This is a genomic window from Providencia sp. PROV_01 (assembly GCF_053098325.1).
The window spans coordinates 3,328,824-3,352,267 of sequence record NZ_JBRFKD010000002.1 but is presented as its reverse complement, the minus strand read 5'-3'; the positions used below and the strand labels follow the sequence as shown (position 1 = coordinate 3,352,267).

Below are 23,444 nucleotides of genomic sequence, written 5' to 3'. Positions count from 1 at the left end.
TTGTATTTTTTGGCTTAATCAGACATGAGAGTAAATAGCATGCAGTTTTGAGTTACCATCCCACATAACTAAATAATGATTAATACCATGGGTTATAAGTAAATCATCAAGGTTAGTTTCATCAAAAAATTTCAGTGGATAGAAAGATAGTAACTTGTTGAAATTGTTTTATAAATATAATATTTAATATCTTAATGCCATGGATTTTATCAAGATGAATAAATTATTAGTTCCAATTTTTTGTATTGCTTCTTTATCAGGATGTGCGGTGACTGAGTATAATTATGTTCCTGACTCACAAAAAATCAGTGAGCCTAAAATAGGTCAGGTCAACCATATTACAGTAGGGCAACCCTTAGTAAGAGAAGGCAATATTAGTGAAATAGACGGAATTAAAGTATTAAACCCTGTGCAGATAGATTTGGCATACAAAATTATTCCGGGTGTATTCAAAAAAGTGGGCTCAAGTGATAAAGGCGATTTTTATATGCCAGACCAAATAATTGACTCTGGTTCGGTCGTTGTTGAGGTTTTAGGGCAACCTTGGAATTCACTTTTAATTAAAAAAGGGGCTAGTCCTAATGAAATTTGTATCGTAACGGATGTCAATGTTGCTGTTTGTAGCGATAAAGCACAAATCGAACAGGTAAAATTAAATAATTCTGATGGTAATTCATTTGAACAAGCCTTAATTTTCAATGGGATAAATGACCAGGTTGTCGATATTAGTTATCAGAAAATAGGTTCGAATATTGAGAACCAAGGATTTGGCGATACGATTCAGTATAATCTTAAAAACAGCGACATTATTTCTTATCGAAATGTAAAATTAAAAGTTATTGATAGCTCAGAAAATTCATTAACCTATACAGTGATAAGCAATTTTTCTGACAATTAATGTATGTCGCATTAATTAACCAATTGAAAAACAGCGTTAAACTAAATTTAATCTCTAGTTAAGCGCTGTCTCGGCATCTTTTCTCGTGTTGTTATCTTGCTAACTACAAAATATTTGGATCACATCGACAATTGTATAATATTGTCTTTTTAGTATACGTCACATACTCTAAGTTAAATTGATTTAACTTAGAGTATGTTATTTATGATGAATATCCAATCTGACCACAATAGCTTTTTTATTTTATCCGATGACAAGCAAACTCGTCTTGCCGAGATTACCTTTGTTTATACTGGCGATGAACTGGTGATTATTGACCACACTGTGGTTGATGAAAGCTTAAAAGGACAGGGCATTGCAAAGTTATTAGTTGCTAAGGTTGTTGAGCGAATGAGAAATGAAGGCCGAAAAATTATTCCATTATGCCCTTTTGCAAAAGCAATATTCGATAGAACACCTGAATACAGTGATATCCGCCAATAACATTTGCTAATTACTGATGAGGTAAGTATGAGTATTCAATTTAATGATAAAATACCTGATTTACAGTTGATTACCGCACGTTCGAAGGATGTTGGTGGGCTTCCTGTTGCACGAGTTTTGCCTACAAGGGAGCGTAGGTTAATAGGAGCTTGGTGTTTTCTTGACCACGCGGGCCCGACGGTTTTTAAAGGCGACTCAGAGGGAATGAAGGTATCACCTCATCCTCATACTGCTTTACAAACATTCACTTGGATGATTGAAGGTGAAGTATTGCATCGAGATAGCCTTGGCTATGAACAGGTTATTCGACCAGGGCAGGTTAATTTAATGACAGCAGGTTATGGGATCAGTCATTCTGAAGATACCTATGGAGAGAGCCGCCAGTTACATGCTGTGCAACTGTGGATTGCTTTACCCGAAGCAGTTAAAGATATTTCCCCACGCTTTGACCATTATCCTACATTACCTCGTTGGGCTGAAGGCGAGATCCATTTCCATTTATTAGTTGGGGAATATGGCACTTATAAAGCACCAACATTGACATTTTCACCGTTGATCGGGCTTGATATTATTGCGAAGAAAACAGCCCGACAAGTTTTAACTTTACGACCTGAATTTGAATACGGTATTTTTGCCATAAGTGGAAGTGCTACTATTGAAGGACAGCAAATTAAGAGTAATGAATTAGTTTATTTAGGCAAAAATATAACAGAAATTTCTATAGAGCTAGCTTCAGATAGCCACATTTTATTACTTGGTGGTGAGCCTTTAAATGAGTCAGTACTAATGTGGTGGAATTTTATTGGTCGAACTAAAGCCGATATTCATGCCGCAGTTGAGGAATGGAACCAAGGAAACCCACGTTTTGGTCGTGTTTTTAACGATGAGCGCGAGCCAACACCAGCTCCAATTATGCCATAATCAATTTAAGTAACTCCTTTGTTATTATTTTATAAAAAAGGAGTCACAGCCATTGCTATTCTCTATTATTTTTTCATATTTATATTTGTCTTTAGCCGAAAATGGCTTTGGATTTAATTTAAGACTCATTTTTATACTCATATTATGGGGTCATAACCTGACTTTTATCGAAAAACTGATAATATGTATACAAAAGGCTATTTTTAAGTCAAAGCAAGCCGTAGCTGTTAGAGGTGGACGATAGAAATGAGTAAAAAATACCCATTGGGAATCGTTTTTTTAAGTTTATTCCCTATTTCTTTTGTATCATTAGCGTTTCAAGAACAGCAATATAACCCAGTCGTGTTTAATCTGGCTCAACTTTATGATTTCAATCCTGTTAGAGGTGCTGTTAAGCAAATAAAATCAGTTGTTTATAATGAAGATAAATCAATTAATTATGAATCAATGTTAAAAATTGGCCATGATGGTTGTGTGGAAAGTTTTACTTTTGATCAAAAGAAAGATGAGTATTTAAATGGTGCTCATAACTATCTTTTTGTAAAACGAGTTAAAAATAAATTGATTGGTAGGGATGTTAGTGGTCCTGTCGAAATGGTGATAGGTGATAACTGTCAAATAATATCTAAAAAAGATTCAAATGGTGAATTAATCTACCAATATAACAAAGATGGCATTATTGCTGGCTCATTGCTTGCTGACACGAAAAAACAATATAGCAAAAATGATTATCAGCAGTAGTAACGAATAACAGTACAATTGAAATGGGGTTAGCAGTGAACAGTAAAGTAACTGCCATAGTTAAAGCCTCTTCGGTTATTTTAGCAACCAAAAAGTAATGGTGTTCTTATTTTATAAAAAGCGGCCATTGTAAATGAAGTGGCCGCCTTTTCTATTTCCGACATGAAATTAAGAGCTGACTAGTATCTAATATCTTAATTTTCTTGCCTTTTTTTTCAATTAATTTATCACTGACAAGTTTAGATAGTGTTCGATTTAATTGCCTAACGGAGACTCCTAGCATTGCGGCTAAAGAGTCACGCTTTTCTAATTGAAAACTTTCTCCATTCTGCTTTTCAGCAAAAGTAAGATAGCGTCTTAATTTATATTCAACTGAATATGATGCACTGGAGTGTAACTGTGATGTGTTATAAAGCTTTTTACTAAGGTGCTGACAGATAAATTGCAAAAATAATGGTGAGTAAATTTCTTTTTTTCGGATCATAGATAAAGGTAGCGCAAGTAAGTCTGCATCTGTAACTGCTTGGATCGTATTATAGATACGGTCATTTTCAAGATTGCTTTGAAAAAGTTCTAAATCACCAATTATAGAAAATGTATTTTCAAATGAAAAAATGACTTTGCAACCGTTAGTTTCATAACGTTCAATTTGCAGTTTCCCGTTAACAAGGAAGTAAAGGTGACTGATTTGGCTATCTTGAAATATTAAATATTCTTTGGCCTTTATGTGGATAAGTTTTGTATTTTTGAGAGTTTCGTCAGAAATGATTTTATCAAGTTGATGATGAGTAATAAATTCTGCACGCTTTATTGTAGAGTTTATTGCTTTCATTGTTATAACCATTTTTCGCTTGAAATTATACTTAAATCATACTCGTTTTTTTCATTTAAAAAAGGACATATGTCCTTTTTTAAATGGTAATAACCTTGCTAGCTTATTAAAAAATAACTCGCAGGATATTAACATGAAAGTCCCTTTAAAACCGTCAAGCGTATTTACTAAAAGCATAAAAGCAGCAATTAACGTAATGCCAAAAGTTGAACTACACGTACATTTAGATACATGTTTAAGTTTTTCTTATGTTAAACAAACCATTCCAATACTAACGTTTAATGAGTTTAAACAAGGCTTTATTGCACCAGAAAGATGCGAAGATCTTGGCGATTTTCTACGTTGCATTGAACCGCAACTTAATATATTACAGACAAAATCTGCTATTGGGCTAGCGGTTGATGATTTGTTTGAGCAATTAAAAATGGATAATGTAATTTATACAGAAATTCGGTTTGCTCCTTTATTACATACTCAACATGGTCTTTCAAGCCGAGAGGTTGTCGATATAATATTAGATGCGATGAATTCGGCAGTTGTAAAGTACGAAATAGAAGCTGGCTTGATTTTGTGTACTTTGAGGCATTTTACTGCCTCTCAAAGTCTTGAAACGGCAAAATTAGTTGTAGAGTATCAATCTCGTGGTGTTGTAGCACTAGATTTAGCTGCCGATGAGGCTCGCTTTTCATTAGACAATCATGAAATTGCATTTAACTATGTCAGAGAGCATGGCGGCAATGTTATCGCACATGCTGGAGAGGCTTTAGGCTATGAAAGTGTGATTGAAACATTAGATAAATTAAAAGTTTCTCGTATAGGACATGGGGTTAGAAGTATTGAAAATTCAAATACGATTGAAAAGCTCAAAGCGTTAAATGTATTACTTGAAGTTTGCCCAAGTTGCAATTTGGTGTGCAATGTCTTTGATAGTATCGAAAACCACCCTATTAATAAGTTGAAACAGCAGGGCGTTAAATTAAGCATAAATACAGATGCGCGAACAGTTGCGGATGTAACATTAAATAAAGAGTACCAATTATTGCATGATATATTTGGTTGGAGTATTGCTGACTTTACTGAGTGTAATGTAAATGCATTACTGGCGAGTTTTATTGCAGAAGAAAAAAGAGCATTGTTAATGAAAGAGCTACTAAATTAATAGAGTTGATAGAAAAAGAAGGAGGTCTTTATCCTCCTTCGCTATTGTGGTTAATTATATGTAATACCATGCAAACTCCAATGATGAGTAATCTCTCTAATGATTAATAAAAAAGCACTGAATTCGCTATTTGTCGGCAATTGTGTTGAATGAATGGGGCTGCCATTAATCACATCGACCAATTCATTAAAAGCGTCTTCAATCTGCGATGTCGTGATAAAATTACCATTAATATGCCTACTTTCTATCAGTAAATTTAATTTGTTATCATGACTAAAAAGCAATATTTCTCCTGTAGGGAGCTGTTTTTTTATCGGAATAATTGCGTTTTCGATATGTTCAATTGCCATTTCAGCTTCATAAGCTGTAATAGGGGAATGCTGAAACGTAAAGCCATTAAAATTCTTAATGCCAATAGGTAAAATTATTTTATCCGATAGGTAAGATAAAATGGCTTCATTGTCTTGAATATCCAATTGAATATGATTTTTCATTGTGGCCTCATTCATATATGATGATTTCATCATGCTACGCTGGTTAGTATTATCTGTATAGTAAATCCATTAATGTGAATGAATTGTTAATATGTTGCACAACATGGTAATGAGTATAAATTGAAAATTCCCATCTTATGACGTGCTAAAATTCAGCCTTTTCTCGTCAGGGAAAATAAGATGTAATGAAACGATAAAATTGATTGTATTATATTTTGAAGTTACACTATTTTTGCAATATAACAACATGATTAAAGTTAGAAAAGTGTTTTCTAATTTATAGAATAATAAAAGTTAAATTCTAACTTCGAGTTATGCTATAAATAGATGAGTTAAAATTATCTATTTATAACAGGGTGAGCTTATGTCAGAAATAAGAATTGTTGCAACAGTAATTGCAAAAGATAATGAAGTTGATTTTGTGAAAGCAGCAACTAAATCAATTGTTGAGCCAAGCAATAAGGATGAAGGTTGTCTTCAGTATGAATTACATCAAGATAATGCTAATCCAAACATTTTTATTTTCTTTGAGATTTGGAAGGACCAAAAATCATTAGATAAACATAATGGAACACAACATTTGAAAGATTTCATTGAGAAGATAGAAGATAAAATTGATTCATTAGATGTGAAATTAATAAGCAAAATTGCATAATATTAATTAATAATGGCTAAATAACAAAAAGGAATACAAATGTATTCCTTTTTAATTTGATTACCCGAAAATTTCGGTGAGATGTGTTTTGTAATCGTTGATATATTTTTTAATATTGGGTTCTTTGATCACGTCGTTTACCATAAAGGTTGGGAATTTTTTCAATCCGAGAAATTGTTGTGATTTATGAAAGGCAAAATAGACACCATCAACACCTCGACCATCAAAAAAATTATCAAACTCATCAAATGCATCAAGAGGGGCATTCCAAGTCACCGAAAGCATATATTTTCTTCCATGAAGTAGGCCTCCAGTACCATATTGTTTGCTTGGATCTTGGCGAGTACGACCATCGCTTGTATATAAATGACCATGACCGAGGGTATAAACCTCGTCCATATATTTTTTTACCATCCAAGGCATCATCATCCACCAACCAGGCATTTGGTAAATAATCGTATCGGCCCAAAGAAATTTTTTAACTTCATTATCGATATCGTAGCCCGACTCGATATGGGTTTCTTGCATAGTGTGCCCTAACTCATTTAGCGTGGTTTTGGCTACATCATGTAATGTACGATTAAGCTGGCCTGCCGAGTGAGCAAATGTTTGTCCGCCATTGAGAAGAAGAATTTTCATTTGTATTGCCTTATTCGTTAATTGCTAAGTTATATTTAGGCTAACAAACTAAAATAAAGATAAAAAGTAGAGTAATAAAACAGAGTTTGTTACTTTAATGGATTTTTTGTCTATATTTATGATTTGATTAGGCGAAGTTTAGTCAAATATCACTATAAAGACTATTTTTATAGTTAAAACTATTAATAATAGAGATTATTGATTTTTTAGCAAAAGTCTATTGAGCTTACGGCTATTTTTCTCTGCATTATCCCATCGTATTCTTTGTCGTATTCAAATTGTCGCAGTAATTATGGGTTAGTTCGTAGCGAATGAACATGGACTATCCAGATAATTACCCGTGAAGCTTAATGTAAAAAATTTAAGAAAGGTAACATAATGACGATTCCTGTAATTGGTGTGGGTACATTCCGTTTAAAAGATGATGTCGTGATTGCTTCAGTAAAAAATGCATTAGATGTTGGGTACCGCGCTGTTGATACAGCACAAATTTATGAGAATGAAGCTGCGGTTGGGCAGGCTATTGCAGAAAGTGGCGTTGAGCGCAGCGAGCTTTATATCACAACAAAAATTTGGATTGAGAATTTAAGTAAAGATAAACTTATCCCAAGTCTTAAACAAAGTTTAAGTGATTTGCAAATGGATTATGTGGACTTAACACTAGTGCATTGGCCATCTCCAAATGATGCGGTTTCTGTTGAAGAGTTCATGCAAGCATTATTGGAAGCCAAAAAACAAGGGTTAACACGTGAAATTGGTATTTCTAATTTCACTATTCCATTAATGGAAAAAGCAATCGCGGCAGTCGGTGTTGAAAATATTGCGACAAACCAAATAGAGCTTTCACCTTATCTGCAAAACAAAAAAGTTGTAGAGTGGGCAAAACAACATAATATCCATATTACCTCTTATATGACATTAGCGTATGGCAAAGCATTAAAGGATGAGGTTATTGCGAGTATTGCACAGAAACACAATGCAACATCCGCTCAGGTTATTTTAGCGTGGGCGATTGGTGAAGGGTATTCTGTTATTCCATCATCAACAAAACGTGAAAATTTATTAAGTAACTTGCAAGCAACTCAATTACAGTTAGATAGTGACGATAAAGCGGCGATTGCAGCATTAGATTGTAATGACCGCTTAGTTAGCCCAGAAGGTTTAGCGCCAAACTGGGACTAATTGATTATTCTATATGCTCAGAGGCTAGGATTTGTTATGGCCTCTGAATTTCTGCAAGATATTGAGTTAAGCTATCAATAAAAACCCGAATACGCTGGCTGACAACGCGGTCACTGTAATATACGGCATGGAATGGTAAAGGAACAGGCTGCAATTCATCCTTTAATACTTCGACAAATTGGCCATTTTGAATATATTTATTCACCATAAAGTCAGACAAACATGCAATCCCATTTCCAGCTAAACAAAGCTGTCTTAGTGTCTCCCCGCTATTTGATGATATCCCTGCAGTAACTTCCATTAGTTGCCCATCAATGCCTTTAACTGGCCACATATTTAATGATGCAGGTTCAGTAAAGGTCAGGCATGTATGATGCAAAAGATCTTGAGGAGATTTAGGCTCATCATGTTGTTCCAGATAATTTGGCGACGCAATAATCTTGCGATAACTCTTAAATAATGGGCGAGCACGTAAGCTGGAGTCGGTGAGATGCCCTGCCCGAATAGCAACATCAACTTTCCGTTCAATTAAATTAACAAAGGTTTCCGATGAAACTAACGACAAGTGAATGTCTGGATATTGTTTGCGAAAAATAGCAACAAAAGGAATTAATATATGCAATACAATCGGCGTTGCTGCATCAATTCGTAATAGGCCTTTTGGAGAGCTTTGTGTGTCATATAATTCATCTTCTGCCGCTTGCATTTCTTGCAAGATAATTTTCATGCGTTGAAAATAAATTTCGCCCTCTGCAGTTAGGTCAATTTGCCTGGTGGTACGGTTAAGTAAATTGACCCCCAGTTTTTCTTCCAATTTTTTGACGATTCGGCTCACTGCTGAATTTGCTAAATTAAGTTTATCAGCCGCTTTACTAAAGCTTTTTTGTTCTACCACTTCTATAAATACACGGGCTTCTTCAGATGTTGCTCTCATAATAATTTTATTAGCCAATAAGATGATAGAAAAGGTGACTATTATAGTAACAGCAATAGGTCTTAAAATTTAAACTAAAAGTTTAAGAGAATGGGGTTTTATTAGCTTAAAAGCTAATCATATTGAATCATAACCTATCGCTTTTCTTAAAAGAATTTTTAGTGCTTCAGTGTAATTTTCCTTGTGAATTGCATGTTTCGCTAATTAGCACGATAAAAGCCTTAGCCTTTACTAGGGACGTGTTTTCTCCTTGATTGAGTTAGTGGATGCTTCCTTGGATGATTGCGCTGCAGAATGTATTTTTTGTCTTACCGATTGCAAGACGTATTTCACTGATATTAGTGAAAACCACATAACAGTGTTGATGAAATTTGCTAATATCAAGGTGAAATTTATGGGGACTATTTTGAATGGGTTTTTATGTCGATAAAAATTATTGCTTTATTCTTTATCACTGCGTTGGCTGAAATTGCAGGCTGTTACTTTCCTTATCTTTGGATGAAAAAGCAAGGTGGGGCTTGGCTATTGATCCCTGCGGCGTTAAGTTTAATGCTATTTGTCTGGTTATTGACATTGCATCCGGAAGCAAGTGGCCGAATTTATGCTACTTATGGCGGGATATATATTGCAACCGCATTAGTTTGGCTGAAAGTGGTTGATGGTGTGTCTCTTACCGTGACTGACTGGGTAGGTGCTCTAGTTGTGCTCCTTGGAGCAGGGATTATAATTAGTGGTTGGAAATAGACGATAGTGTTATCACGTCACCTTGAAAAAAAATATTTGTTTATTTTAAGATGACGTGCATTTAAGGCGATCACAAAATGATTCCTTTATGTTTATTTCATCAGATAAATACTAAATCTATATTTAAATTAAATTTAAAATTTATTTTTTCTAAAAAATAGACGTATTCTCTTTTACGAAATGTTAATTGAAATGGAATTTAACTAAAATAGTTTAAATGTAACATTTGATCTAAATCAATTTAACAATAAATACTCTATTGGTAGTAATTTTAATTGATGTTTAACTACTCAGTTAATATTAATTAAACTTTTATTTTCACTTTCATTGATTTTAGGCAATATCTAATCATATTAGGCTGCTATTCTCTCACCGATTTATACAAAAAATATAAAGAGGTAGCAATGAACGTTAGTCGTAGAAAGTTTTTTAAAATCTGCGCTGGCGGGATGGCAGGTACAACTGTAGCTGCGTTAGGTTTTATGCCTGGAATGGCAATAGCTAATGTACGTGAATATAAATTACTTCGCTCTAAAGAGACGCGTAATACTTGTACCTACTGTTCTGTCGGTTGTGGATTACTAATATATAGCATGGGCGATGGCGCCATGAATGCTAAATCCGCGATATTCCATGTCGAAGGTGACTCAGACCACCCGGTAAACCGTGGTGCTTTATGCCCTAAAGGGGCTGGTCTGCTCGATTATATCCAAAGCGAAAATCGTTTACGTTATCCTGAATATAGAGCACCAGGCTCTGATAAATGGGAGCGCATTAGTTGGGATGATGCCTTCACACGCATTGCACGCTTAATGAAAGATGACCGCGATGCGAATTTCATCGAAAAAAATGCTGAAGGAACAACAGTAAACCGTTGGTTATCAACAGGAATGCTTTGCGCATCAGCTGCCAGTAACGAAACGGGAATGTTGACACAAAAATTCGCCAGATCGCTAGGAATGCTAGCGGTTGACAACCAAGCGCGTGTCTGACACGGACCAACGGTAGCAAGTCTTGCTCCAACATTTGGTCGCGGTGCGATGACCAACCACTGGGTTGATATCAAAAATGCCGATGTTGTCGTCGTTATGGGCGGTAATGCTGCGGAAGCACACCCTGTTGGGTTCCGTTGGGCAATTGAGGCGAAAAATAATAATGATGCCACACTGATTGTCATAGACCCGCGTTTTACGCGTACCGCATCAGTTGCTGACCATTATGTCCCAATTCGTTCAGGTACCGATATTACCTTTTTATCGGGCGTTTTACTGTACCTGATTGAAAATCAAAAAATCAATGCTGAATATGTTCAGAACTATACCAATGCATCATTGATTGTTAGAGATGATTTTGACTTTAACGATGGCTTATTTAGTGGCTATGACGCTGATAAGCGTAGTTATGACAAAACCAGTTGGAACTATAAGTTTGATGAAAATGGTCACGCATTACGCGATGACACTTTACAAGACCCACGTTGCGTGTGGAATTTACTTCACAAACACGTATCACGCTATACGCCTGATATTGTTGAGCAAATTTGTGGAACACCAAAAGCAGACTTCTTGAAGGTTTGTGAAATTTTAGCCACAACAAGCGCGGCAGATAAAGCCGGGACTTTCCTGTATGCGTTAGGTTGGACACAACATACTGTTGGTGCACAAAATATTCGTACCATGGCCATGATCCAGTTACTGCTAGGTAACATGGGGGTTGCTGGTGGTGGCGTGAACGCGTTACGTGGGCACTCGAATATTCAAGGCTTAACAGATTTAGGGTTACTATCAACCAGTTTACCGGGTTACTTGACACTACCTTCTGAAAAACATCAGAACATTGATAGCTACCTTACTGCGAATACGCCAAAAGCGACATTGCCAAATCAGGTAAATTTCTGGAGCAACTATCCTAAGTTCTTTGTGAGTTTGATGAAATCTTTCTATGGAGATTCCGCTCAAGCTGAGAACCAATGGGGTTATGACTGGTTACCTAAATGGGACCAAGCTTATGATGTGATGAAGTATTTTGACATGATGAGCAAAGACCAAGTGACTGGCTATATCTGTCAAGGGTTTAACCCAGTAGCGTCATTCCCTGATAAAAATAAAGTGGTTAGCTGCCTTAGTAAGTTGAAATACCTGATTGTTGTCGACCCGTTAGTCACTGAAACGGCTAATTTCTGGCAAAATCATGGTGAGATGAATGACGTTGATACAGCTTCGATTCAAACCGAAGTGTTCCGTTTACCATCCACTTGTTTTGCGGAAGAAGATGGTTCGATAGCCAACTCAGGCCGTTGGTTACAATGGCACTGGCAAGCGGCAGATGCTCCAGGTGAAGCGCGTAATGATGGCCAAATATTGACCGGTATTCTGTATAAAATCCGTGAACTGTATGAGAAAGAAGGCGGCCAAGGCCAAGATCCTCTGATGCAAATGAAATGGAATTATAAACAACAATTCCATCCGGAATCAGAAGAAGTGGCGAAAGAAAACAACGGTGTTGCACTGGTTGATCTTTATGATGCCGATGGCAATTTACAAGCGAAAAAAGGCGAACTACTCAGCTCATTTGCTTTATTGCGTGCAGATGGTTCAACGGCATCTTCTTGCTGGATTTACACTGGTAGCTGGACTGAGAAAGGCAACCAGATGGCAAATCGTGATAATAGCGACCCATCCGGTATCGGTAATACACTTGGTTGGGCATGGGCATGGCCTCTGAACCGCCGTGTGATTTATAACCGTGCTTCTTGTGACACCCAAGGTAAACCGTGGAATAAAGACCGCGTGCTTATCGAGTGGAATGGTAAAAAATGGGTCGGTAATGATATTCCTGACTTCAATGCTTCTGCTCCTGAAGTCGGAACTGGGCCATTCATCATGCAACCAGAAGGTTTAGGTCGTTTATTTGCTATCGATAAGATGGCTGAAGGGCCATTCCCTGAGCACTATGAGCCATTTGAAACACCACTTGGCACTAACCCGTTGCACCCGAATGTGGTTTCTAACCCAGCGGCGCGGATTTTTGATGAAGACAAGAAACGTCTTGGTGACCACAAAGATTTCCCTTATGTCGGAACCACATACCGTTTAACAGAGCATTTCCATACGTGGACTAAGCATGCTCGCTTGAACGCAATTGCTCAGCCTGAGCAATTTGTTGAGATCAGCGAAACATTAGCAAAAGCCAAAGGAATTGCGTTAGGCGATAAGGTCAAAGTCAGCAGTAAACGTGGGTTTATCAAGGCTGTTGCAGTTGTCACTCCTAGATTACAAACGCTGATGGTGGATGGCAAACCAATTGAAACAGTTGGACTACCTATTCACTGGGGCTTTGAAGGCGCGACTCAAAAAGGGTTTATCACCAATACGTTAACGCCGTCTGTCGGCGATGCTAACTCTCAGACACCTGAGTATAAGGCATTCTTAGTTAACATTGAGAAGGCGTAAGGGAGGGGACATGTCCATGCAATCTCAAGACATTATTAAACGTTCCGCGACCAATAGCATTACGCCTCCGCCACAAGCGCGTGATGATAAGCTTGAAGTCTGTAAGCTCATTGATGTGTCATCTTGTATCGGCTGTAAAGCTTGTCAAGTGGCATGTTCTGAGTGGAATGATATCCGTGACGAAGTTGGTCATTGCGTTGGGGTTTATGATAACCCAACGGATTTAAGCGCAAAATCGTGGACGGTGATGCGTTTTAGCGAAACCACTGAAATGGGTAAGCTAGAATGGTTGATCCGTAAAGATGGCTGTATGCACTGTACCGACCCTGGATGTTTGAAATCTTGCCCATCAGCTGGAGCAATCATTCAGTACGCAAATGGTATTGTGGATTTCCAATCAGAGCACTGTATTGGTTGTGGTTATTGTATCGCGGGTTGCCCATTCAACATTCCTCGATTAAACCCGAAAGACAATCGAGTGTACAAGTGTACCTTGTGCGTTGATAGGGTGAGTGTTGGTCAAGAGCCAGCATGTGTGAAAACTTGTCCAACGGGGGCTATCCGTTTCGGCACGAAAAAAGAGATGTTGGAATACGGTGCAGAGCGCGTAACTAAATTGCAAAATCGGGGGTATGCGCAAGCGGGAATTTATGATCCTGAAGGTGTGGGTGGTACGCATGTTGTTTATGTGCTTCACCATGCTGACAAACCTGGACTGTATCATGGCCTGCCTAAAGACCCACAAATTGATACACCAATCAATCTGTGGCAGGGCATCTTGAAACCACTTTCTGTCGTTGGATTTATCGCGACCTTTGCAGGGTTGATTTTCCACTATGTGGGAATTGGTCCAAACAAAGAAGTGAGTGATGAAGAGGAGAAAGATGACCATGAGTAAGAAAAGCAAAATGATTGTGCGGACAAAGTTTATTGACCGCGCGTGTCACTGGACGGTTGTCATCAGCTTCTTCTTGGTTGCTTTGTCGGGGATCGCGTTATTTTTCCCAACATTGAAATGGTTGACGGAAACCTTTGGTACACCGCAAATGGGACGGATTTTACATCCCTTCTTTGGTGTGTTGATTTTCGTTGTGCTGATGTTTATGTTTGTTCGCTTTGTGAAACACAATATTCCAGATAAGCAAGACTTACCTTGGATTAAAAATATTGTCGAAGTATTGAAGGGTAATGAACATGAAGTGGCTGATGTAGGTAAATATAACGCCGGTCAAAAAATGATGTTCTGGAGCATCATGAGCCTGATTTTTGTGCTCTTGATAACTGGTATTATCATTTGGCGCCCTTATTTTGCACATTTATTCCCAATGTGGGTTGTGCGGTGGGGGTTGTTGATTCATGCCGTTGCTGCAATTGTATTGATCCATGCCATTTTAATTCATATGTACATGGCATTCTGGGTTAAAGGTTCAATCAACGGAATGATCGAAGGGAAAGTTAGCCGCCGTTGGGCGCGAAAACATCACCCTCGTTGGTACCGTGATGTAGAAGCGAAAGAAGCCAAAGCCGAAGCTGAAAGTAAAAAATAATTTACGCAGTAGGTGCTAAATAACATTAAGCCATCACATTGTGATGGCTTAGGTTGTTGACAAAGCGGGATAAAAGCGTGGTTTTTCCCACTTTGTGTTATCAGCCGAAAATCAATAAATTGATTTTCCTAATTTATTTTCAAAACCTATTAGATTTGCAGCTAAACATAATATGTTTGGCTGCAAATCTGAGCCATCACATTGTGATGGCTTTTTTGTGGGTATTTGGGCTTATATGGTTTCTTATTGATGAGATTTGTTTAAAAAGTCACTGGCCTTGATGCGATACAACACATGCTCTTGCAACCAATGGCCATCAGGGAGTGCTGGGTGATAAAAGTTATTTAGTTGTTTTATCATTCCTAGTCTTTTCATTACGGATTCTGATGGTGAATTAACCACTGCCGTAAATGCAACCAGTTCGGGCAGATTTAGTTTATCAAAAGCATATTCGATGACACGACTCGCTCCTTCAGTGGCATAGCCGTGGTGCCAATATTCCGGTAACAGACGCCAACTTAATTCGATACAAGGGGAAAAAGGTAAATTAGAGGCGGGAATATTTAAACCAATAAACCCAATGAATTGTCTATTGGATTTTAATTCAACAGCCCATAATCCCCATCCTCCTTGTTGAGCAAATTTATCTATGATGGCTTGCATAAATTGTGCATTTTGCTGCTCATTAAGCACAGAAGGAAAATAATGCATGACATCGGGATGGCTATTCATTTGGTAAAATGACTGTTTATCTTCTTCTTGCCACCCACGTAGCCGTAAACGTATTGTTTCTAACTCAATGATTTTCATGGCTACTTTTTATTAAGACGCATATGAAGAATAGGGAATGGATTACCTTCGCCGTCTAATTCAGAACGTGCATATTGTGTAAAACCCATATGTTGATAGAACCCGATAGCTTGAGGATTTTGTTCGTTAACATCCAACTCAGTAATGCCTAAGGTATCAATGGCATATTGAAGCAGTTTTTTCCCTGTACCTTGGCCTCTACTTTCTTGGGAAATAAACAACATTTCAAGGCGGTGTTTATCGCACCCTAGAAAACCGGTCATATTGCCTGCGCTATTGAATGTCACAAAAACAGCTAAATACGGCAAATAAATATCTTTGATAGCAATTTTTAGTTCAGCAATTTTTTCTTCAGTTAAAAAATGGTGAGTTGCTCTCACTGAAGACTCCCAAACACGAATAATATCATCATCGTGTGCACGTGTTGCGCTTTGGACTATCATTATATTATCTCCGTGTATTGATTGGAAAATCTTAACTGCTGGTTTTCTTCTGTCAATCGTTTGTTTTTAATTTACCTTAAGATTGTTTTTGAGATATTTATCGCAGAAAAAAAAGTCAACTTCGTCATTATTAGATAAGTTGCGGTGTGATTTTTCGCTAAGTTCTTTATATAGCGATGAACGTATTTTTCTTTGTTGCTTTAATTGTAGGGGTATATTAATGAAATATAAATTGCTAACTCTCTGTTTATCTACGGCATTATTAACACCTATTGCGCCTGTATTAGCGAGTACAGATAGCAAAACAGATATGGTTTTAGATCAAGTTTTAGTCCTTAGCCGCCATAATTTACGTACACCTATCGTAAATACCGGTATTCTTACTGAAGTGACTGATAAAAAATGGCCTGCATGGGATGCACAAAGTGGTTATCTCACTACTAAAGGCGGCGCACTTGAAGTCTACATGGGGCATTATTTTAGGGAGTGGATAGACCAAAACAAATTACTTGCAGATGAACTGTGTCCAACAAGTAATGAGGATGTATACCTTTATACAAATAGTCTCCAAAGAACGATAGCAACTGCCCAATTCTTTGCTGCAGGCGCATTTCCAGGATGCAAGGTAAGTATTCATCATCAGCCTGAAATTGGTAAAATGGACCCTGTTTTTAACCCAATTATTACCAATGCTTCCCCTGAATTTAAACAGCAGGCACTCGCTGAGATGGAACAATATTTTAAAGGGTTATCACTGACTGCGGGTTATGACGAATTAGATAGTGTTCTGAATATTAAAGATTCTCAGAAATGTAAAACAGACAAATTATGTAATTTAAATAACCAAAAAAACAGCTTTATTATTGAAGCTGAAAAAGAACCAGGCGTCAGTGGTCCATTAAAAATTGCGAATTCAGCGGTGGATGCGATAGACCTTCAATATTATGAAGGTTTTCCTGCTAATGAAGTGGCTTGGGGGCTTGTGAATACCCCTGAAAAATGGAAAAAACTGAATACGCTAAAAAATGCTTACCAAGAAACGTTATTTACGCCAAAAATCATTGCAAAAAATGTCGCACATCCAATACTCAATTATATCGATAAAGGCTTTGTTTCGGTCGATAAAGGAGAAACAGCAAAATTTATATTCTTAGTCGGTCATGACTCGAATATTGCGTCACTCATGTCAGCAATGGATTTTAAACCGTATCAATTACCAGAGCAGTATGAACATACCCCGATTGGAGGTAAATTAGTGTTCCAACGCTGGACAGATAAGCAAGCGAATAAAGATTTTATGAAAGTCGAATATGTTTACCAAACTGCAGACCAGCTTAGAGATAATACGTATTTATCATTACAAACACCGCCTAAACATGTCACATTAGAGCTAAAAGGGTGTCCAATTGATAAAAGCGGCTATTGTTCTTGGGAAGATTTTCAAAAAGTCATGGCGACAGCCTTAGAACAGTAATCACGGTATATTGATGCCCTACAAACTTGAGCGGGGCATCATTTTTTGGGAAGATAGCCAAATTATATATTGGGTTTATTAATATCTTATGTGGACAAAATAGTCACTATGCCTATTCAGTTTTTTCAGCTAAATCAAATTGCTACCGCAGATCTTATCGCATTAAATACTCATCCAGCTGTACTTGAACATATGCCTCTAGGCAGCAGCCATTTCGATGAACAGGCCTGCCAGCAGTGGGTTTCAGGAAAAGAGCTGCATTGGGAGCAACATGGCTATGGAGTATGGGCCATTATGATTGATGACCAATTTGCCGGCTGGGGAGGGTTACAAAATGAAGCGGGTGATGCAGATTTAGCTTTAGTGTTACATCCTAAGTTTTGGGGAAAGGGAAAATCTATTGTTAAGAATATTATTAATAAAGCTTTTACATCACTGAAGGTTGAGTCAGTTACAATACATTTACCGTTAACACGCAAGAAAGTATCCGCGATTTTACGTTATGGTTTTACTGAAGAACGCATTGTTGATTTTGATGGTATTCCTTTTAAACGCTTTAGATTAAGCCATTCATCAGTTTTATAGCATAAAAAAACCCCGCTAAAAAAGCAGGGCGTGAAAATCACGAAAATGTTTATGAGCCTTTAATTTACCCTAAATGAACACATAAATAGCCCTATAAAGTGTATGTCTTTGCTGTTTTTTGTAACAATCATTAAGGCTAAACCTTTTGTTTGTAAAATGTGTTTGCTTAAGCTCCAAATAGCACTTTAGTCTTTATTATCTAACCACTAATACACTAGTTTTTGCATAACGAACTACTGAGGCGGCATTAGAGCCCAGCAAATAGGTTGACATACTCGGGCGGCGTGAACCTAATAGAATAATATCGGCGTTGATATCTTCTGCGGTTGCCAAAATTTCGTCTTTAACAGAACCAACGGTTGCTTTCGCCTTTATTTTATCTGCAGGGATATCAAATAGTTTAATTTTTTCTTTTAATTCTGTAAGGATAATTTCAGCTTGTTTTTCGTCGTCAGGGAAGTCTCCTGGTAAGATGGTGCCACCATAGCGTAAATAGTTTGAAATTGGTGCGGTTACGGCAAGAAAGTGCACTGTTGCATCATTCAATTTTTGTAGCGAATTAACATGAGGAACTAATAAGTTAGTGAGAGCATCTTCGGTTACATCGATCGGAACTAAGATTGTATTGTACATAATATCTCCCTTTCTCTTTTATATTATAAGTTTAGAACAATATCATACATTGTGAAATTGATTATTAATAGTAATGAATTTATTGGTGGAAGGGTGTGAGCAAGTAGCCGTAATAAGATTTTTCATCAAAAAAAGAGGGGAGCCTGATGCCATTATAATGAATAACATCAGGTAAAATGCAGGAAATATTGGGGTAGATTTATTTTTTTACGCAAGCTTCTTTTAAGCCAGCTTTGCAGGCTTGAGCTAGATATTCAGCTGCAGATTTTTCATTGATTTCAATTCCCTCTCCACTTTCTAGCATTTTACCGACTTGGTATTGTGCGGGTGGAAATTTTTTATCAGCAGATTTTTTGAACCACTCAAAAGCAGTAATATAATTTTGTTTTACACCAATACCTTGATAGTAAAACTGGCCCATATAATTTTGGGCTTCAACATTGCCTTTATTGGCTGATTTTTCGAATAGATCCATGGCTGTTTCAAGGTTGGCCTCAACGCCATTACCATTTAAATACATGTCCCCTAAAAACAACTGAGCATCAGAATTGCCCTTATTCGATGCCATCGTTAACCATTTTTTTGCTTTACCATAGTCCTGTTTAAGCTCGTTACCAAGGTAATAGCCAATTCCTAACATGACTTGCGCTTTTATATCGCCTTTTTGCGCTTCTTGCTCGATACGTTTGATAGTTTCTTTGGGAACCGCAGCGACACTTAGGTTAATTGAAAAGGCACATAAAATAATAAATGAAAGAATTCTAAGCATAATTTGATATCTTATTTTAGCGTTGTTTATTTCTATTTTTAATAAAATGTCTCAATGAGATTTATTACCAACAAAGTATATTACATAAAGAAAAGTTTACATCAAAATACGTAATATAAAATAAGCTATAAGCCTGAGGAGTTTACGCATTTTTAGAGTTATTGGCATCATCTATACTCTACGATTTTAATTTAAAAATATCAATATATAATAAAAATATACAATATATTAGGGTATGGGATTTCCTATCTTTTAGCCACGTTATGTGTTTGTTGTAACAAGATATTAATAAGAGAAATGATTAAGAAGTCATGCCAGGCAGATGAAAAGATAAGGGAATGGAATATTAATTGATATTTTAAGTGTGGTTTAAGGCGTTAGGGTGATTATTTTATAAAAACATTTAATACGAATAAATTTTCGATATAAAACACATCAGAAGTGAGAAAAGTGAATTAAATAAGGGCGGCTGATGTGTTATTAGAAAGGTGTGAATTAAAGTTTACAGAATTCGCACCTTTAGCAATATAAACAAAACCTTTATGTTGATGGCTTAAAAAAGCTTATGACTCAAATAGTGGGGTAGGTTTACCATTGTCATCAATTGCAACAAAATTAAACTGGCCATGTATCACTTCTTCACGACCTTCTGAATACATATCTTCTAAAAAAATCGATACATTGACCGTCAAACTGGTTCTTCCAACTCGAATGACTTTACCCACCAACTCAACAATGGTTCCTGAAGGGATTGGATGAGTAAAATTAATTTTTTCAGTGGAGACCGTAACAAGGCGCTTACGGCTAAAACGTGTTGCGGTAATAAAAGAAACTTCATCCATCCAAGCGAGAGCAGTACCGCCAAATAGGGTGCTGTGGTGGTTAGTTGTTGTTGGAAATACCACTTTAGATACGCGAGAAATGGATTGCTCAATTTTTTGTGTGATGACATCGTCAGCGATGGAACTCATGGTCTACCTTACAATTGTTACTTAGTATGCTAGTAATTGTTAAAAGCAATAATGTTAAAAGCTAAGTGTAATACTCATTTCAAACTAATTCAGCAATAAATGTGAAGTGAATCGTTCCGGCAGGGAAATTTTTGAGAATGTCAGCTGTAGATAAAATCAGAAGAGGGAATATTAAAGGCCCAGAGTTCAAATTATGAGCTTTTAAATTCTAATGAGGCATGGAATTAATTATCTAAATACTCTGCACTCATACGAACAGCTTTTGCGATAGAACCATCTAAAACAGGGGCTGCAATTTGTGGTTTGTTGTTATCAGCAATCATGTCCTCTAATTGCCCTACGGTGTAACTTTTTTCAGCGAAAGCTGTGGCACTTAACAGTGAAATTGCTATTGCCAATAGTGATTTATTCATAATCACTCCATTTGATTTAAGTTTCGAATACTAAGCAATAGAGCCACAATAGGTAATAAAAAAACCCTTCATATTGAAGGGTTTTTTGTGAGCAAATTTTACAAACAAGTATTAACTAAATCTGTATAGACTAAATGGTTTCACATTCAGTGAGGGTTCTTTGCCTAATAACAAGTCAGCGGTGAGCTCGGAAGAAACAGGACTTTCTGTCATTCCCCAGCCTGTCGCAGTATTGATAACTAGACCTGGGTATTCATTGACTTGAGAAATGATTGGGTGCTCATCTGGTGCGATGGCCATAGCACCACTCCATTGGTCAATCAATTTAGAATCCTTAAATGCAGGGAATTCTGTTTTTAATTTTTCAAATGATGCATTCAGCTCAGGCAAGTCAGGTAATGCAGTCATATTTCTGTGTTTTTCGAATGGTGAAACTTCATCCATTTTCCAGCTTGTTGGTTCAGTAAATGAATTAATTAACTGTTCATTTAATGAAATATGGACAGGGAAATCTGGCATCGACAGCAGTGGAATGTATTTGTAGCCATAGACGAAGGAATCTTTAACAACCGGAGCAACAATCACGCGAGGAGATGTTGCGTAGGTACCATCCGCTTGTTCACGGAAGAAAATATTGCCTGGTAAAGCAACGTTACCACCTGGCGCAGTTGGTGAACCGGTGATCAGTTGCTGAGATTGATAAGCTGGTAATGTTGGGACATCAACGCCTAAGTTTTGCATAAACAGTCTTGACCAGACACCACCTGCAACAACAACACGCGAGGTTTTAATAGGCCCTTTCTCGGTGACGACATCAGAAATAACGCCTGCTTGTGTTTCTAAGCCTCTAGCAGCACAGTTAGTGTAAATTTTGATACCTAATTTTTTCGCGTAATCTGCCATGACGAAGGTCGCAATTTCAGCATCTAAGCTACCGGAGTCTTCTTCAAAACCTGCGATAGTCCATTTAGATTGTGCACCATTTAAGCGCTGGTTGAGTTCTGCGCCTTCAATGATGCGTGTTTTGAATGGAATATCTGAACCGACGTTTTTACTGCGAGTATCAATCCATTCTCTAACATTAACAAGATCTTCTTCATCGAACGGTACTTCAACGCGCCCTTGAGTACGATAGCTTGTATCTGCACCGACTTTCGCGTTCATCTCTCTCCAACGTTGTTTGCCTAAGTGGTGGAGTAAGAAGGTTTCATCTGGCATTTTATAAGTGATGACTTGGCCATAGAAGCGGGATGATTGTTCGCCTGCAATATTACCTTTTTCAACAATAACAACATCTAAACCGCGCCCAACCAGCTCAATTGCTGTCATAATTCCTAGAATTCCAGCACCAATAACAACGACGTCAGCTTGCTGTGGTAGAGGACCTTCTGTTCCTGCGACAAAACCATGTCGCGGTTTACCAGGAACAAATCGACCTTCACGCGTTAACATTGGAGTTAAAATTCCGGCCCCTGCAGCAACGGCAACAACGCCACCACCAATCAAAAATTTTCTTCTAGTAATAGCCATCTTATAAAGTTCCTTATATCGAATGAGTTTTTCACTATTGACCAAAGCTTCAATTAGAAATATTTATAATTGTAATTATATCTTTAATAATGATTATGATTGTAAACTAAATTGAGTTGGAATTAAAATTTTTAGTTAAATGTTAAAAAAAATTTTTTTCTAATATGAAATGGGCGCCAATATTTCAAGAAAAATAATGGCGCTGGCGGAATTGAAGTAGGAGAAACAGGCAGGAAAAAATGGCTTTTATTCTAGTTTATTGATTTATAAAACTTAAATTAGGATTTGGCCTGTTAGAAACAAAACGGCGTTACCTGTTAGTTTTACTCGACCAGAGGCTAGCTCGCAATGAACTACTCCTCCGCGTGATGATATTTGATGGCCAACTAACTGCACTTTATTTAGCCGATTTGCCCATATTGGTGCAATAGCACAATGTGAAGTGCCTGTTACAGGGTCTTCATCAACCCCTTTTGCAGGGGCAAAATAACGAGAAACAAAGTCATAATCGCTATTAGCACTTTCTGCTGTAATTGTTAATCCAGGTAGAGAAAGCTGTGAAAGTTTTAGCATATCCGGCTGGCAGTTTTGAACGAGTTCTGCACCTTCAAGAAAACACAGGTAACGGTCTTTCGCTATCCAAAGCTCTTTGATTTTGATTCCAAGGATGTCAGCGAGGTGTGGGTATTGGTCTGGATGACTTTGTACAGATTCAATAATTGGAAAATCGAGTGTAAATCCTTGGGCATTTTGTGTCACAACCAACTCACCTGATAAAGAGCTAAATGTTAAAGGATGAATGTTTTGTTGGAGCACATGGTTTAACACAAAGGCTGCGGCAAGTGTTGCATGACCACATAATTTTACTTCGACTTTAGGGGTGAACCATCGAATATGGCGGCCGACTAAAAATGCGGTTTCTGACAAATTAATTTCTGCGGCAATTGCAATTAGCTGTTCATCTGATAACCAATTATCGAGTAATACAACCGCTGCGGGATTACCGTGAAAAAGGGTATCTGTAAAAGCATCAACATAGTAAATGGGAGCAGAAAGGCTCATTATAGGGTTTCCAAGAGTCATTATGGGATGATGAAAGGCCAGTATAACGCCTATTTTATGAAATATAATAGGC

At 37.3% G+C, this 23,444-nt stretch carries 25 protein-coding genes and 1 pseudogene; 14 read left to right on the top strand and 12 right to left on the bottom strand.

Features of this window, described 5'->3' with window-relative positions; all coding sequences use genetic code 11:
• Positions 1-214 precede the first annotated feature (214 nt).
• The 5 genes and pseudogenes from ACU696_RS16475 to ACU696_RS16455 form a co-directional block, all read left to right on the top strand.
• Entirely contained in the window at positions 215-898 is a 684-nt protein-coding gene (locus tag ACU696_RS16475) for a hypothetical protein (RefSeq protein WP_226537858.1), read from the top strand.
• A gap of 207 nt (positions 899-1,105) precedes the next feature.
• Complete coding sequence (locus ACU696_RS16470; protein WP_164529360.1) at positions 1,106-1,381, top strand: GNAT family N-acetyltransferase; 276 nt, start codon at positions 1,106-1,108, stop codon at positions 1,379-1,381.
• A 27-nt stretch (positions 1,382-1,408) separates the two neighbouring features.
• A complete protein-coding gene (locus ACU696_RS16465) occupies positions 1,409-2,302 on the top strand; it encodes a pirin family protein (RefSeq protein WP_109911075.1) in 894 nt (297 codons plus the stop codon).
• A gap of 246 nt (positions 2,303-2,548) precedes the next feature.
• Positions 2,549-3,043, top strand: coding sequence for a hypothetical protein (locus ACU696_RS16460; protein WP_245211113.1), 495 nt, complete (start codon positions 2,549-2,551; stop codon positions 3,041-3,043).
• Positions 3,031-3,141 (top strand): annotated as a pseudogene (locus tag ACU696_RS16455) (TOBE domain-containing protein); the annotation flags it as partial. The gene ACU696_RS16460 and the pseudogene ACU696_RS16455, both read left to right, overlap by 13 nt.
• A 53-nt stretch (positions 3,142-3,194) precedes the next feature.
• Here ACU696_RS16455 and ACU696_RS16450 read toward each other — a convergent pair.
• Entirely contained in the window at positions 3,195-3,875 is a 681-nt protein-coding gene (locus tag ACU696_RS16450; RefSeq protein ID WP_162598817.1) for a Crp/Fnr family transcriptional regulator, read from the bottom strand.
• 133 nt (positions 3,876-4,008) lie between these two features.
• Between ACU696_RS16450 and add the strand changes: the two genes are divergently transcribed.
• Complete coding sequence (gene add, locus ACU696_RS16445) at positions 4,009-5,034, top strand: adenosine deaminase (protein ID WP_209101323.1); 1,026 nt, start codon at positions 4,009-4,011, stop codon at positions 5,032-5,034.
• A 50-nt stretch (positions 5,035-5,084) separates the two neighbouring features.
• Here add and ACU696_RS16440 read toward each other — a convergent pair whose 3' ends face one another.
• A complete protein-coding gene (locus ACU696_RS16440; RefSeq protein ID WP_123382100.1) occupies positions 5,085-5,528 on the bottom strand; it encodes a hypothetical protein in 444 nt (147 codons plus the stop codon).
• A 364-nt stretch (positions 5,529-5,892) separates the two neighbouring features.
• Between ACU696_RS16440 and ACU696_RS16435 the strand changes: the two genes are divergently transcribed.
• Positions 5,893-6,183, top strand: coding sequence for a putative quinol monooxygenase (locus tag ACU696_RS16435; RefSeq protein ID WP_004909705.1), 291 nt, complete (start codon positions 5,893-5,895; stop codon positions 6,181-6,183).
• A gap of 60 nt (positions 6,184-6,243) precedes the next feature.
• Here ACU696_RS16435 and ACU696_RS16430 read toward each other — a convergent pair whose 3' ends face one another.
• Complete coding sequence (locus tag ACU696_RS16430; protein ID WP_004909707.1) at positions 6,244-6,822, bottom strand: NAD(P)H-dependent oxidoreductase; 579 nt, start codon at positions 6,820-6,822, stop codon at positions 6,244-6,246.
• A gap of 378 nt (positions 6,823-7,200) precedes the next feature.
• Here ACU696_RS16430 and dkgB point away from each other — a divergent pair, with 378 nt between their 5' ends.
• On the top strand, positions 7,201-8,004 hold the full coding sequence (gene dkgB / locus ACU696_RS16425) for a 2,5-didehydrogluconate reductase DkgB (RefSeq protein WP_109911079.1): 804 nt from the start codon (positions 7,201-7,203) through the stop codon (positions 8,002-8,004).
• A 34-nt stretch (positions 8,005-8,038) separates the two neighbouring features.
• Here the strand turns inward: dkgB and yafC are convergent, their stop codons facing one another.
• Positions 8,039-8,938 carry a DNA-binding transcriptional regulator YafC gene (gene yafC / locus ACU696_RS16420; RefSeq protein ID WP_004909711.1) on the bottom strand — a complete coding sequence of 300 codons (900 nt, stop codon included), beginning with the start codon at positions 8,936-8,938 and terminating at the stop codon, positions 8,039-8,041.
• Positions 8,939-9,358: 420 nt separating this feature from the next.
• Here yafC and ACU696_RS16415 point away from each other — a divergent pair, with 420 nt between their 5' ends.
• The 4 genes from ACU696_RS16415 to fdnI all read left to right on the top strand — a co-directional run bounded on the left by ACU696_RS16415 (position 9,359) and on the right by fdnI (position 14,681).
• Positions 9,359-9,682 (top strand): YnfA family protein, encoded by a 324-nt coding sequence (locus tag ACU696_RS16415; protein WP_004909715.1) that lies wholly within the window; start codon positions 9,359-9,361, stop codon positions 9,680-9,682.
• 404 nt (positions 9,683-10,086) lie between these two features.
• Positions 10,087-13,134: a formate dehydrogenase-N subunit alpha gene (fdnG, locus tag ACU696_RS16410; RefSeq protein ID WP_117162065.1), complete on the top strand. Its 3,048-nt coding sequence runs from the start codon at positions 10,087-10,089 to the stop codon at positions 13,132-13,134.
• 10 nt (positions 13,135-13,144) lie between these two features.
• Positions 13,145-14,032: a formate dehydrogenase subunit beta gene (fdxH, locus tag ACU696_RS16405; RefSeq protein ID WP_164528965.1), complete on the top strand. Its 888-nt coding sequence runs from the start codon at positions 13,145-13,147 to the stop codon at positions 14,030-14,032.
• Entirely contained in the window at positions 14,025-14,681 is a 657-nt protein-coding gene (gene fdnI, locus ACU696_RS16400) for a formate dehydrogenase-N subunit gamma (protein WP_004909726.1), read from the top strand. The genes fdxH and fdnI overlap by 8 nt, the downstream gene beginning before the upstream one ends.
• A gap of 243 nt (positions 14,682-14,924) precedes the next feature.
• Here the strand turns inward: fdnI and ACU696_RS16395 are convergent, their stop codons facing one another.
• Positions 14,925-15,491 (bottom strand): GNAT family N-acetyltransferase, encoded by a 567-nt coding sequence (locus ACU696_RS16395; RefSeq protein ID WP_109911080.1) that lies wholly within the window; start codon positions 15,489-15,491, stop codon positions 14,925-14,927.
• Positions 15,492-15,493: 2 nt separating this feature from the next.
• A complete protein-coding gene (locus tag ACU696_RS16390) occupies positions 15,494-15,934 on the bottom strand; it encodes a GNAT family N-acetyltransferase (RefSeq protein WP_004909731.1) in 441 nt (146 codons plus the stop codon).
• 220 nt (positions 15,935-16,154) lie between these two features.
• Here ACU696_RS16390 and agp point away from each other — a divergent pair, with 220 nt between their 5' ends.
• Positions 16,155-17,408: a bifunctional glucose-1-phosphatase/inositol phosphatase gene (gene agp / locus ACU696_RS16385; protein ID WP_109911081.1), complete on the top strand. Its 1,254-nt coding sequence runs from the start codon at positions 16,155-16,157 to the stop codon at positions 17,406-17,408.
• 108 nt (positions 17,409-17,516) lie between these two features.
• Positions 17,517-17,993 carry a GNAT family N-acetyltransferase gene (locus ACU696_RS16380; RefSeq protein ID WP_109911082.1) on the top strand — a complete coding sequence of 159 codons (477 nt, stop codon included), beginning with the start codon at positions 17,517-17,519 and terminating at the stop codon, positions 17,991-17,993.
• A 195-nt stretch (positions 17,994-18,188) separates the two neighbouring features.
• Here the strand turns inward: ACU696_RS16380 and ACU696_RS16375 are convergent, their stop codons facing one another.
• The 6 genes from ACU696_RS16375 to ACU696_RS16350 all read right to left on the bottom strand — a co-directional run bounded on the left by ACU696_RS16375 (position 18,189) and on the right by ACU696_RS16350 (position 23,371).
• Positions 18,189-18,626, bottom strand: a complete 438-nt coding sequence (locus tag ACU696_RS16375) for a universal stress protein (protein WP_004909739.1) — start codon at positions 18,624-18,626, stop codon at positions 18,189-18,191.
• 199 nt (positions 18,627-18,825) lie between these two features.
• A complete protein-coding gene (locus ACU696_RS16370) occupies positions 18,826-19,395 on the bottom strand; it encodes a tetratricopeptide repeat protein (protein WP_004255883.1) in 570 nt (189 codons plus the stop codon).
• A gap of 563 nt (positions 19,396-19,958) precedes the next feature.
• Positions 19,959-20,366: an acyl-CoA thioesterase gene (locus ACU696_RS16365; protein WP_004909747.1), complete on the bottom strand. Its 408-nt coding sequence runs from the start codon at positions 20,364-20,366 to the stop codon at positions 19,959-19,961.
• 224 nt (positions 20,367-20,590) lie between these two features.
• Entirely contained in the window at positions 20,591-20,779 is a 189-nt protein-coding gene (locus ACU696_RS16360) for a hypothetical protein (RefSeq protein WP_004909749.1), read from the bottom strand.
• Positions 20,780-20,890: 111 nt separating this feature from the next.
• Entirely contained in the window at positions 20,891-22,309 is a 1,419-nt protein-coding gene (locus ACU696_RS16355; RefSeq protein WP_004909751.1) for an NAD(P)/FAD-dependent oxidoreductase, read from the bottom strand.
• Between the two features lie 273 nt (positions 22,310-22,582).
• Positions 22,583-23,371 (bottom strand): PhzF family phenazine biosynthesis protein, encoded by a 789-nt coding sequence (locus tag ACU696_RS16350; RefSeq protein WP_004909753.1) that lies wholly within the window; start codon positions 23,369-23,371, stop codon positions 22,583-22,585.
• Positions 23,372-23,444 lie beyond the last annotated feature (73 nt).

Coding starts and splice junctions, on each gene's coding strand:
- ACU696_RS16475 (WP_226537858.1), top strand. CDS start 215: ATGAATAAATTATTAGTTCCAATTTTTTGTATTGCTTCTTTATCAGGA.
- ACU696_RS16470 (WP_164529360.1), top strand. CDS start 1,106: ATGAATATCCAATCTGACCACAATAGCTTTTTTATTTTATCCGATGAC.
- ACU696_RS16465 (WP_109911075.1), top strand. CDS start 1,409: ATGAGTATTCAATTTAATGATAAAATACCTGATTTACAGTTGATTACC.
- ACU696_RS16460 (WP_245211113.1), top strand. CDS start 2,549: ATGAGTAAAAAATACCCATTGGGAATCGTTTTTTTAAGTTTATTCCCT.
- ACU696_RS16450 (WP_162598817.1), bottom strand. CDS start 3,875: ATGAAAGCAATAAACTCTACAATAAAGCGTGCAGAATTTATTACTCAT.
- add (WP_209101323.1), top strand. CDS start 4,009: ATGAAAGTCCCTTTAAAACCGTCAAGCGTATTTACTAAAAGCATAAAA.
- ACU696_RS16440 (WP_123382100.1), bottom strand. CDS start 5,528: ATGAAAAATCATATTCAATTGGATATTCAAGACAATGAAGCCATTTTA.
- ACU696_RS16435 (WP_004909705.1), top strand. CDS start 5,893: ATGTCAGAAATAAGAATTGTTGCAACAGTAATTGCAAAAGATAATGAA.
- ACU696_RS16430 (WP_004909707.1), bottom strand. CDS start 6,822: ATGAAAATTCTTCTTCTCAATGGCGGACAAACATTTGCTCACTCGGCA.
- dkgB (WP_109911079.1), top strand. CDS start 7,201: ATGACGATTCCTGTAATTGGTGTGGGTACATTCCGTTTAAAAGATGAT.
- yafC (WP_004909711.1), bottom strand. CDS start 8,938: ATGAGAGCAACATCTGAAGAAGCCCGTGTATTTATAGAAGTGGTAGAA.
- ACU696_RS16415 (WP_004909715.1), top strand. CDS start 9,359: ATGTCGATAAAAATTATTGCTTTATTCTTTATCACTGCGTTGGCTGAA.
- fdxH (WP_164528965.1), top strand. CDS start 13,145: ATGTCCATGCAATCTCAAGACATTATTAAACGTTCCGCGACCAATAGC.
- fdnI (WP_004909726.1), top strand. CDS start 14,025: ATGAGTAAGAAAAGCAAAATGATTGTGCGGACAAAGTTTATTGACCGC.
- ACU696_RS16395 (WP_109911080.1), bottom strand. CDS start 15,491: ATGAAAATCATTGAGTTAGAAACAATACGTTTACGGCTACGTGGGTGG.
- ACU696_RS16390 (WP_004909731.1), bottom strand. CDS start 15,934: ATGATAGTCCAAAGCGCAACACGTGCACACGATGATGATATTATTCGT.
- agp (WP_109911081.1), top strand. CDS start 16,155: ATGAAATATAAATTGCTAACTCTCTGTTTATCTACGGCATTATTAACA.
- ACU696_RS16380 (WP_109911082.1), top strand. CDS start 17,517: ATGCCTATTCAGTTTTTTCAGCTAAATCAAATTGCTACCGCAGATCTT.
- ACU696_RS16375 (WP_004909739.1), bottom strand. CDS start 18,626: ATGTACAATACAATCTTAGTTCCGATCGATGTAACCGAAGATGCTCTC.
- ACU696_RS16370 (WP_004255883.1), bottom strand. CDS start 19,395: ATGCTTAGAATTCTTTCATTTATTATTTTATGTGCCTTTTCAATTAAC.
- ACU696_RS16365 (WP_004909747.1), bottom strand. CDS start 20,366: ATGAGTTCCATCGCTGACGATGTCATCACACAAAAAATTGAGCAATCC.
- ACU696_RS16360 (WP_004909749.1), bottom strand. CDS start 20,779: ATGAATAAATCACTATTGGCAATAGCAATTTCACTGTTAAGTGCCACA.
- ACU696_RS16355 (WP_004909751.1), bottom strand. CDS start 22,309: ATGGCTATTACTAGAAGAAAATTTTTGATTGGTGGTGGCGTTGTTGCC.
- ACU696_RS16350 (WP_004909753.1), bottom strand. CDS start 23,371: ATGAGCCTTTCTGCTCCCATTTACTATGTTGATGCTTTTACAGATACC.